Raw genomic sequence first — 9,081 nt, 5'->3', positions numbered from 1 at the left:
AGGCAAAGCTGAAGGGCTTGCCGCCTGCAATTCACAGACAACAAGCCCTTTCGGCTGCTTAAACAATTTTTACTTTCAAATATTGTCTAACTTTTGGGGGTCACTTCACATAAAGCCACTCCCGGGCTATTTATTTATATCTCCACCACCGCCGACAGCTTTTTCAGCAGATCAGACAGCGGCCCCCAAAGGTCAGCGTAGTCCCGTTGCAGGGCCTTGATCTCGTCGGGGTAAATGCCGCCGTAGGTGTTCACATGGATCGCCACTTGGTTGAGATTGTTGGCGCACCGCCGCTGGAGAGACACCAGCTCCCGGATGTCCGAGAGATCAACATGGAGCACATAGCCGTTCAAGGCCATTTTCCGCATATAGGCCCCCATATTGGAAATGCCCGCCTCGGCCATGCGTTCCCTGATTAGCGCCTGCTCCTCCGGCGTCACCATCACATGAAGATGGACACAGCGGCGGCGTTTCTTTGTCACCGCTCCTCACGCTCCCGGCTCCTATGCTTGTTGGGGGGCTCCTTCACCTTGTCCAGCTCCTTTTCCGGGGGCTGGGGCGGCAGGGCCAGGGCGTTGTTCAGCAGGCCGTCAATCATGTTGTAGTTCTGTTTGGTGGACAGCTCCACGGTTTTCAGCGGGTTATCCTGTTCGTACATAGTACCTCCTTTTTGTAAGCAGAAAGGGCCGGGACTTTGGGACAAAATGTCCCGAAGTCCCGGCGCAAAGTGTGGAAAGCATTTGCCCTAAATTGGGGCAGCCAATGAAAACATATTACCCACTTCAAAAGCGGCCCCGGAAAGCCTTGAAATATGGGCATTTCCGGGGCCTAATTTTCCACGCATCAGCCTCGCTTTTTCCTCATGTAGTTTCTCTTTTGCTGCCGCAGAGCAGTCCTGGCACAGCCGGAGGAGCAATACCGTGTCCGGCCATTGGGGAGAAAAGCCCTGCCGCATACCGGGCAGGGCCGGGTTTCCGGGGCGGGGCCTTCCGCAGCGAGGGACGCCTCCAGCACGGGATCATTGGGCAGCACCGCCTCTCGGAAGTAGCGGCACAGCGCCCCCGTCCAGCACTTTTCCAGCATATAGCAGGGACAGTCCAACGGCAGGCAGCCCACATCCCGGTCATAGTTGGCGCACAGCCTTGTCACCAACTTTCGGATGGCTGCCTTTTCCTCACGGGTCAGCTCTCGGGCCACCGCTTCACCTCCCGCCGCCAGCGCCTTTCAGCAGTTCCCGGTAGCAGGCCACGCACCCGATCCCCTGCCAGTAGGGGCAGCCGTGGCAGCGGGAGCCCTCCGGGGCCTTGACAGGCTCGGGCCGCTCATACCGGGGAACCTGCTGCATCATCGTTTCATAAGGGCTGTTGGTGAATTTCATTTGTCGCCCTCCGCTTCGTCCTCGTCCTCCTCGTCCCACGGCGGGGTATCGTCGTAGGTTTCCAGCCCGTCCCCGTAGTCCTCCTCAGTTTCAGCGGCCCGCTGCTGCTTGGGGCGGTAAACCTTGAAATACCACCCGGCTCCGCCGCCCACCAGAGCCACCGCCAGAATGAGCAGGAGCGTCCCGGTGTTTCCGCCCGCCTGTTCGGGCTCCGGTTCGGGGGTAGGCTCCGGCTCCTCCACAGGTTCGGGCTCGGGCTCCGCCCCCACGCACTCGGTCATATTGGTGGAGCACACCGGGCAATCCATATTGATTGCCCCCGCCACGCACTTTTCCGCACAGGTACACTCGGGCAGTTCCGTCCCGGACGCCTCCAGAGCGGCCAGCAGATCGGCCTCGTCCACCACGCTGAAAAAGTAGGTTTCATATTGTTCAGCGTCCTCGTCGGTGGGCTTGTCGTAGTCAATGACGATATAAAAGGTGCTGCCGCCGCTGGTCTGGACGGTAATAAACTGCTTGTTGGTGTGCTCGTCATAGAGCAGATCACGGGTCACAAGGTTGCCCTCCTCGGTGAAGCCCTCGCCGGGCTCAATGGTGGGCTCGGGGGTAGTGGTTTCCTCCGCAGGGTCAAGGCCCTCCCATTCGGGGCCGCCCCCGGCGTAGGCCGTGACGGAGAAGCCGCACAGAAGAACAACGGCGCAAAGCGCCGCTGTCAGCATCTTAATCCGCTTTTTCATTCGCTGTCCTCCTTATCTTCGGTTTCGGACTTCGGGACATTTTGTCCCAAGGTGGCCCCGGCCCGGATCTGCTGGAGCACCACGGGCAGCTCGGCAAGGGGGATGCTCATGCCCCGCACGATGTCCACGATCTCGCTGTTTTCCGCCTCCACCTTTTTCTGTTCCAGTTCCTTCAGACGGGCCTGCTGTTCGGAGATTTTGGCCTTGACCTTTTCAATCTCGGCCTCGATCTTTGCGCTTTTGGAAATTGCCATGAAAGCCTCCTTTACGGTAAACGCCCGTAGGCGTAGAAATGAGATTGCCAATAGCTGCTGTTGAGGTTGGTGTAACTGATGGGATCACCACAATGGAGCATCCAGCCATCCCCCACATACAGCCCACAATGGCTGACCCCCGGCGTGTCGTAGGTGCCAACAAAAAACACCAGATCGCCCGGCTGGGGTGAGCTGGTGGGGGCACAGTAGTTGTATAGGCCCTGTGCGCCCAGCCGTCCCACATTCCAGCCACATTGATTGAGCACCCATGAGAGATAGCCGGAGCAGTCAAAGGAAGTGGACGGGCTGGAGCCGCCCCAGACATACGGATAGCCGATGTACTTCTCCGCCTCGGTGAGCAGGGCGGAAAAGGTTTCGTCCGCCAGATATTCCTCGGGGACTTCATGCTCCACGGGATCGCCCGTGTACTTGTCCACATAGTCGGAGCCGGGGAACAGATCGTGACGGTTGCCCAGCGTCGCCATGTAGAGGGCATACCGGGAAAGCTGTTCCTCGCCCATGATGTAGACAGGCAGGTGGGAAAGGTTTTCGCTTTCCAGCGTGACATAGCAGATATACCATGTGTAGGGATCGCCCTCTGCGTCATACCGGGTTTCCGTTACCACCGTTTCCGTGAGCGTGTACTGGCGGTCAAAGAGCATCTGCAAAGTGTCCTGCACCTCAGCCAGCGTCCATTCCCCCTCATGCCATGCGCTGATGATGGACAGCAGCACATAGGGATCGTGTTCTATTTCATCGAGGTCAAAATGGTATTCGTCGTAGCTGTGGGTGCTGGTATAGGTGTCCAGATAGTTTTGCAGATCGGCCTCCATGCCGGAATAGGCGGCTTCGGCCCCCAGCAGGTCAGCGTCCTCGGCGGGATAGGTGGATGCCCCCACAGCCCCTGCCGTGCCGTTGCCCAGCGTTGCCAGCGAGGACATACAGGACTGCATCATCACCAGCAGCAGGAACACTGCCACAAACAGCAGTACCCCCACGGGATGCCGCTTGACGAAGCCCACGGCCCGGGCCGCCAGTTTTTCCGTGGTGACTGCCGTTTTTTCGGCGGCCTTGGCTCCTTGCTTGGCGGCCTCCCGTGCTTGTTTGGCATATTGCCGCTTGATTTTCTGCTTTTGGATCAGCCGGGACAGGGCGTTGCCCTGCATTTCCGGGTGCTCCTGAGCGGCCATGCGGTAGTGATAGTCCGCCGTGGCCTTGATGTGCCTGGACTCGACCTTGCGGACAGCCTTGGCCGGGTGCTCCCGGATTTTCTTTTGCACAAACCGCTTGCCGTGGCGCAGGGCGGACTCGCCCACCAGCTCGGAACGGTGAGCGCCCTCGGTGCCCACATTGTCCTGCTCCACCTCGAAAATCTTGCCATGCACATAACCGTGAACGCCGCCGCCCACCGTCCCGGCCACCCGGCGAACCGGGCCGGGCGGCTTGGGCGGTTTCTGCTTCGCCAGCTTTTCCTTGGCCTTCTCCAGCTTTTCACCCCGCTTTTCCATGCGGAGCTTGCTGGCAGCGGTCTGCTCCTGCTGGCTCTTATGCCGGAACTTCGTCGTCGCAAACTTCGCTTTAGCTTCTTTGGCAGCGCTGCCGCCAAAATCCGCCCGCTCCGTTGCTCCTCCTCTCCCCACAAAGTCATCCGACTTTGTGGGGGCCCCATTTGGGGACTTCGGGACATTTTGTCCCGAAGTGGCCCCGGCCTTATTCGTCTTTTCGTTCATGGGCCATATCCTCCGGGCGGGTGGTCAGCAGGTTATAGATTTCTCCCTTGGGGAACCGATCCACAAACGGGATGGTCACATTTCCATAGAACAGCAGCCCCTCGCCGGAATTGGAGTGGGTGATGTAGGAGAGCTGGTGCTCGGAAATGCCCAACTGCTTGGCGAGGATCGCCCGGTCACTTTGGGCCTGGGACAACAGGATCAGAAAATCCGTGTTGTCCAGAATGTTGGAGATGGCCGGGCTTGCCAGCAGGTCTTTCACATTCTGCGTGAGGGCGCTGGGGACGCAGCCCTTTTTGCGGAGCATCTTCCACACGGCCACAAAGTAGCTGGCGGTGAGCTCGTCCCGCAGCAGGATATGGAACTCGTCAAAGTAGCACCATGTAGCGATCCCGGCCTTGTGGTTGGCGTTCACCGCCGCCGTGACAAACTCATTGGTGGTGTGCATGGCGATTTTGCGGAGGTTTTCGCCCAGCCCTTTGAGGACGATACACACCACCCGGGAATTGAGGTTGACATTGGTGGGGTGATTGAACAGGTTGAGGGAGCCGGTGCAGTAGAGCTCCAACGCCGTTGCCACACGGCGGGCCTCCGGCTCCGGCTGCTTCAAAAGCTCCTCGTACAAATCCTGCAACAGCGGCGTTTTGGCCGTTTCCAGCCCCAGCGCCATTTCCCGGTACACCAGCCGCACACAGCGGTCAATCACGGTCTTTTCAATGGGCTGCAAGCCCTCCCGTCCGCCCACGATCAGCTCACACAGGGACAACAAAAAATCCGCCTTCATAGAAAGCGGACTTTCATCGTCGTTGGCGTTCATCTGCAAATCCATAGGCGAAATGTGGTGGGGGCTGTCCGGGGCGATGTCGATGACCTGCCCGCCCAGCCGCTGCACCAGCGGGGCGTATTCGCCCATTGGGTCTACCACGATGATCCGGTCATTGGTGGCGAGGAACACATTGATCAGCTCTCTTTTGGCGGCGAAGCTCTTGCCGGAGCCCGTGGAGCCGAGGTACATCCCGTTGGCCGATTTCAGCTTCTTGCGGTCAGCCATAATGACATTGTGGGAAAGGGCGTTCATGCCGTAGTAGAGTGCCTGCCCGCCCATGCGGAGCTCCCGGGTCATAAAGGGAATGAAAATCGCCGTGGAGCTGGTGGTCATGCCCCGCTGGATCTCGATGCCGTTATACCCCAGCACCAGCGAGGACACGAAGCCCTGCTCCTGCTGCCAGTCCAGCCGCTTCAAGGCGCAGTTGTATTTCTGTGCGATGCCGCCCACGGTGAACACATCGTTTTCTAGCCGCTGCCGGGTGGGGGCGATGTTCACCACGGTAAAGGTCAGCAGGAACATCCGCTCGTTGCGGGATTGGAGATCGGCCAGCAGCTCGGCGGCGTCCTTGGAAAAGGTAATGAGGTCAGGGGGCAAAATCTCCATATCATAACCGGCCCGCACCGCCTTTTTCTGCTCCTCGGCCTTCATGCGGCCAATGTCAGAGATTTTTCCCTTGATGGTTTTAATTGCTTTGAGCTGATCCACCGTCTGAATATGGAGCGTGACGGTGAGCTCGGCGTCCAGCTCCAAGATTTCCGCCAGCAGCTTGTCCGAGAGCTCCGACGCTAAAATCTGCAAGTAAGACGCAGCGCCCCACGACTGGCCTATCCGGAAAGTCCGGGATTGCCGGAAGTCGAAGCTGTCCGGGGCGATATAGTCCTTCGTCCCCATGCCGTGCTGGGGAATGTCCTTCCATGAAAAGCGGAACGGCTCCCGGCTCCCCGGGTGCATCTGGCCGTGGAGCACCGCCAGACGGTCACGGCCATCCAAGGGCTGGGACTGCACCCCCAGCCGTTTGAGGTTGCCCATGACATCGGCCTCCACACGGCCCAGCCGGGGCCGGGCCTCGGCCACGCTGCCAGCGGGCAGCCCAAAGGTGATGTACTTGGTGCGCTCAATGCCGTTGTTGCTCTTGGCAATCTGGCCTTTGAGCATCTCCACATATTCATGCCGGATGCTGTTGAACTCGTCCTCCTGTTCCGGGATGTTCACCTTGTAGCGGTTGGCGCTGCGGGAACGGCGGTTGACAAAGGAGAGCTGAAAGGGCAAGGAACTGTCAAAGTAGTTGAGAAACGAGCTCCACCCGCCGAAGATGGCGGTCTGATCCTCGGTGGACGCCACGGCGTAGTTGATGTCCTCATATTCCACGGTCTTGGTGTAGAGCCCGCCGGGGAGCTGACAGATCCCGTCCGGGTGCATCGCCACATAGGGGATGGTCTGCTGGGCGGACACTACCGCCCGGCGCTCATTTCTTTTTGCGTTTGGTTTTGCTTTGGCTGCGTTCAATAGACTCCTCCTTTCCCGTGAATAGAGCATAGATATTCTGCGTCCGATAGGGCCGAATGCCGGGGCGCAGGAACTTGGTGTTGATCATGTTCCGCAGCACCTTTTCAAAGGGCAGCCCATCCTTTTCGTACATCGCCATGAGAAAGGCCGGGAGCATGATCCCCAGCATGACGAACAGCGCCCCGGTGTTGCCGATGGCCCCACGGGTCAGCAGATAGGTGGGAATCCCGATAGCCGCCCCGATCCCGAAGCAGATCAGTTGCCGCTTGGTGAGATTAAAGGCAATCTTGGTTTTGATTTTGGACAGGTCATTGGGGACATTCACATAGGGCATATTCAGCCTCCTTTCTTGCCCACCTTGGGACAATTTGTCCCGAAGTCCCGGAGCGTAGACTGTACCTCGTTGCCCCACACATCCCAGCCGGGCGGGATCTGCCGGGCGAATAGCTCCACACGGGGCAGATCGCCCATGAGGGCCACAATCTTGTCCCGGGCCTCGTCCGGCTTTTTGCTGTGGGCCTCGATAGGCGAAATGATAAACTGGTGAATGTTGGCCGCCTGCCGCTTGGGGTGGCCCCGTGTCGCCAGCAGGCAAACCTCCGCATTGGCCCGTGTCCAGAAGCCCAGCCCGTAAAACCAGCTATCCGCCTTGCGATTTTTCTTGAGCCAGACAAAAGCCACGCTTTTGTAGGTGAAGCCCCATTCCCGGATCAGCCGCAGGGCCTCGGGGAGCTGGGGAAAGGTGGCCCACAGGAAAAGTGCGCTGTCCGGGGCCGCAAGATCGGCCACAGGCAGCGCACAAAGCTCGTCAATGCTCATGGTGGGATAATGATGCTCCGCCGCCCCTTGCAAGCCCTTTTGGGAGTAGCGCCACGGGGGATCGGCATAGATGATGGAATACTCTCCGATAATTACACTCCTTTCCCGCCACGCTCCACGGCCAGCCGTGCCTGCTCAATGCGTTGGACGGCGGGGCCGTAGATGGCTGGGGCGTTTTCAAAGCAGACAAAGCGGCGGCCCGTATTGAGGGCCGCCACCGCCGTTGTGCCGGAGCCAGCGCAAATATCCGCTACCACCGCTCCTTCGTCGGTGTAGGTCTTTATGAAGTATTCGCACAGCTCCACAGGCTTTTGCGTTGGGTGGATGCCGCCCATCACCGTAGGGACAAACAGCACATTTCCCGGATAGCGCCGCCCATCGCTGGACTTCGTACCAACACGCTCAAATGCTCCATAGTTAGTGCTGGAGCCGCTGCGGGAATATACCCGGCGATAGGGCTCCCCATAGGTGAATTGCGGATGATAGACCGGGGACTTCTGATAGAACACCAGAATGTTCTCCGACTTTTTCAGCGGGGCTCGGTTGGCGTTGAGAAAACCCGTTCCCCGTTCTTTGTACCATACCCACTCATAGCGGAGCATGGACAGGTTGGACGATCCCAGTACCTTGTCATAGGGGCATTGGGCGAAGAACAGCACCGCCCCGTTGGGCTTGACCGCCCATTTCACCGCCTCCCACAGCTCGGGGAGCGGCAGCGGTACATCCCAGTAATTCCGGGTGGTGCCGTAGGGCGGATCGGTGAGCAGCATATCAACCGAGTGCTGGGGCAGGGACAGCAGCCCCTTGATCCCGTCCATGAGGTACAGGCCCTCCGCCATGTTTGGGACAGTTTGTCCCAAAGCGGCTTTATCGGTCATGCCCGGACTCCTTCACCGCTGCCTTGGCGGGGCGGGCGGCGTTGTCCCGGGCGGCCTGTGTGCGGCCCTCGGCCAGCCGCTGGGCAATCGACCTGGCGTCGCTTTCACCGCCCAGCAGCTCCCGCTTTTGCAGCACCTCCTCCGTTTCCGCCATGAAGCGGTACACATCCGCCTCGGAAAATTCCTCCGGGGCTTTTCCATTCCACAGGGCTGTTCCGTCCGGCCCGTATCTTCTTGGCATACAACACCCCTTTCTTAATGAGCACTAAAGATGCTCCGGGCAATCGTCCCCGTTTTGAACAGGCAGAAGCACAACAGCACCGTGTACCCCACACAGCCCCAAATGGCCCCGATGGGGTCGCCGCCCGTGGCGATCCCTTGAATGAGCACCGCATAGATGGCGACGCACACAAGGATCAGCATCCCTTGGAATCCCACAGCAAACAGGGACTTCAAATAGTTTTGGCCCATGCTGCCCAGCTCCCGGTTGGAGAGGGTCGCCACGGGCAGCGGAGCAAGACTTGTGAGCAGGTAAATCTCAATCATGCGCCCGTAGACGATGACGAAAATCACGATGTTCAGCGCCCACATGGTTACATGAATGAGGAACGATTGGAGCCACAGCCCCAGCAGAGCGCCAAGGCTCATGGTTTCCAGACTTGCCTCCAGCGTGTCGATCATGGAAGAAGAAATGTCCGTTGAGCCCTGCACAATCCCGGCTGCGCTGGCAATCACGCTTTGGGACACATCAAACACCGCCATAACGATATTGAATGTGTTGGACAGAATGAGGATAGCCGCAGCCGTTTTGAAAATCCACTTGAAGAAAATCCAGTAGTCCTGAACTGCACCCCATTTGTTAGACAGTATGATATACTGGATAACAAGTGGGGTGCTTTATTATGCCAAAAGGGATAGCAAACAAACGATACACACCAGAATTCAAAAAG

12 protein-coding genes and 1 pseudogene are annotated in these 9,081 nt (G+C 58.7%); all 13 read right to left on the bottom strand.

Translation table 11 applies throughout. The features are described 5' to 3' along the window. Window positions 1-134: 134 nt before the first annotated feature. Window positions 135-482, bottom strand: coding sequence for a plasmid mobilization protein (locus H7U37_RS13590; protein WP_204876505.1), 348 nt, complete (start codon window positions 480-482; stop codon window positions 135-137). Further along, window positions 479-658, bottom strand: coding sequence for a DUF4316 domain-containing protein (locus H7U37_RS13585; protein WP_204876503.1), 180 nt, complete (start codon window positions 656-658; stop codon window positions 479-481). The genes H7U37_RS13590 and H7U37_RS13585 overlap by 4 nt, the downstream gene beginning before the upstream one ends. A gap of 185 nt (window positions 659-843) precedes the next feature. Continuing rightward, the gene (locus H7U37_RS13580; RefSeq protein WP_204876501.1) at window positions 844-1,197 is read right to left on the bottom strand and encodes a cysteine-rich VLP protein; all 354 of its coding nucleotides are present in this window, start codon (window positions 1,195-1,197) and stop codon (window positions 844-846) included. A gap of 4 nt (window positions 1,198-1,201) precedes the next feature. Continuing rightward, a complete protein-coding gene (locus H7U37_RS13575) occupies window positions 1,202-1,378 on the bottom strand; it encodes a hypothetical protein (protein WP_204876500.1) in 177 nt (58 codons plus the stop codon). Further along, window positions 1,375-2,115 carry a DUF4366 domain-containing protein gene (locus H7U37_RS13570; protein WP_204876499.1) on the bottom strand — a complete coding sequence of 247 codons (741 nt, stop codon included), beginning with the start codon at window positions 2,113-2,115 and terminating at the stop codon, window positions 1,375-1,377. Before H7U37_RS13570 ends, H7U37_RS13575 begins: the two co-directional genes overlap by 4 nt. Beyond that, window positions 2,112-2,369: a DUF4315 family protein gene (locus tag H7U37_RS13565; RefSeq protein WP_204876498.1), complete on the bottom strand. Its 258-nt coding sequence runs from the start codon at window positions 2,367-2,369 to the stop codon at window positions 2,112-2,114. Before H7U37_RS13565 ends, H7U37_RS13570 begins: the two co-directional genes overlap by 4 nt. Before the next feature lie 11 nt (window positions 2,370-2,380). Further along, window positions 2,381-4,099, bottom strand: coding sequence for a C40 family peptidase (locus H7U37_RS13560; RefSeq protein WP_204876497.1), 1,719 nt, complete (start codon window positions 4,097-4,099; stop codon window positions 2,381-2,383). Continuing rightward, a complete protein-coding gene (locus tag H7U37_RS13555; protein ID WP_204876496.1) occupies window positions 4,080-6,464 on the bottom strand; it encodes a VirB4-like conjugal transfer ATPase, CD1110 family in 2,385 nt (794 codons plus the stop codon). Before H7U37_RS13555 ends, H7U37_RS13560 begins: the two co-directional genes overlap by 20 nt. After that, a complete protein-coding gene (locus tag H7U37_RS13550; protein WP_204876494.1) occupies window positions 6,394-6,768 on the bottom strand; it encodes a PrgI family protein in 375 nt (124 codons plus the stop codon). The genes H7U37_RS13555 and H7U37_RS13550 overlap by 71 nt, the downstream gene beginning before the upstream one ends. A gap of 2 nt (window positions 6,769-6,770) precedes the next feature. Beyond that, window positions 6,771-7,328, bottom strand: a complete 558-nt coding sequence (locus H7U37_RS13545; RefSeq protein WP_204876508.1) for an MT-A70 family methyltransferase — start codon at window positions 7,326-7,328, stop codon at window positions 6,771-6,773. A 17-nt stretch (window positions 7,329-7,345) separates the two neighbouring features. Further along, window positions 7,346-8,131 (bottom strand): DNA-methyltransferase, encoded by a 786-nt coding sequence (locus tag H7U37_RS13540; RefSeq protein ID WP_204876493.1) that lies wholly within the window; start codon window positions 8,129-8,131, stop codon window positions 7,346-7,348. Then, a complete protein-coding gene (locus H7U37_RS13535) occupies window positions 8,121-8,372 on the bottom strand; it encodes a hypothetical protein (protein WP_204876492.1) in 252 nt (83 codons plus the stop codon). Before H7U37_RS13535 ends, H7U37_RS13540 begins: the two co-directional genes overlap by 11 nt. 14 nt (window positions 8,373-8,386) lie before the next feature. Next, window positions 8,387-9,016, bottom strand: a pseudogene (locus tag H7U37_RS13530) (VirB6/TrbL-like conjugal transfer protein, CD1112 family); the annotation flags it as partial. Between the last annotated feature and the right edge of the window lie 65 nt (window positions 9,017-9,081).

Source organism: Pseudoflavonifractor phocaeensis (genome assembly GCF_016901735.1).
Taxonomy (GTDB): domain Bacteria; phylum Bacillota; class Clostridia; order Oscillospirales; family Oscillospiraceae; genus Pseudoflavonifractor_A.
This window is presented reverse-complemented; position numbering and strand designations above follow the sequence as displayed.

Bases quoted from the DNA above. Each gene is read 5' to 3' on its own strand.
- H7U37_RS13585 (WP_204876503.1), bottom strand. From the start codon at position 658: ATGTACGAACAGGATAACCCGCTGAAAACCGTGGAGCTGTCCACCAAA.
- H7U37_RS13575 (WP_204876500.1), bottom strand. From the start codon at position 1,378: ATGAAATTCACCAACAGCCCTTATGAAACGATGATGCAGCAGGTTCCC.
- H7U37_RS13570 (WP_204876499.1), bottom strand. From the start codon at position 2,115: ATGAAAAAGCGGATTAAGATGCTGACAGCGGCGCTTTGCGCCGTTGTT.
- H7U37_RS13565 (WP_204876498.1), bottom strand. From the start codon at position 2,369: ATGGCAATTTCCAAAAGCGCAAAGATCGAGGCCGAGATTGAAAAGGTC.
- H7U37_RS13560 (WP_204876497.1), bottom strand. From the start codon at position 4,099: ATGAACGAAAAGACGAATAAGGCCGGGGCCACTTCGGGACAAAATGTC.
- H7U37_RS13555 (WP_204876496.1), bottom strand. From the start codon at position 6,464: ATGCTCTATTCACGGGAAAGGAGGAGTCTATTGAACGCAGCCAAAGCA.
- H7U37_RS13550 (WP_204876494.1), bottom strand. From the start codon at position 6,768: ATGCCCTATGTGAATGTCCCCAATGACCTGTCCAAAATCAAAACCAAG.
- H7U37_RS13540 (WP_204876493.1), bottom strand. From the start codon at position 8,131: ATGACCGATAAAGCCGCTTTGGGACAAACTGTCCCAAACATGGCGGAG.
- H7U37_RS13535 (WP_204876492.1), bottom strand. From the start codon at position 8,372: ATGCCAAGAAGATACGGGCCGGACGGAACAGCCCTGTGGAATGGAAAA.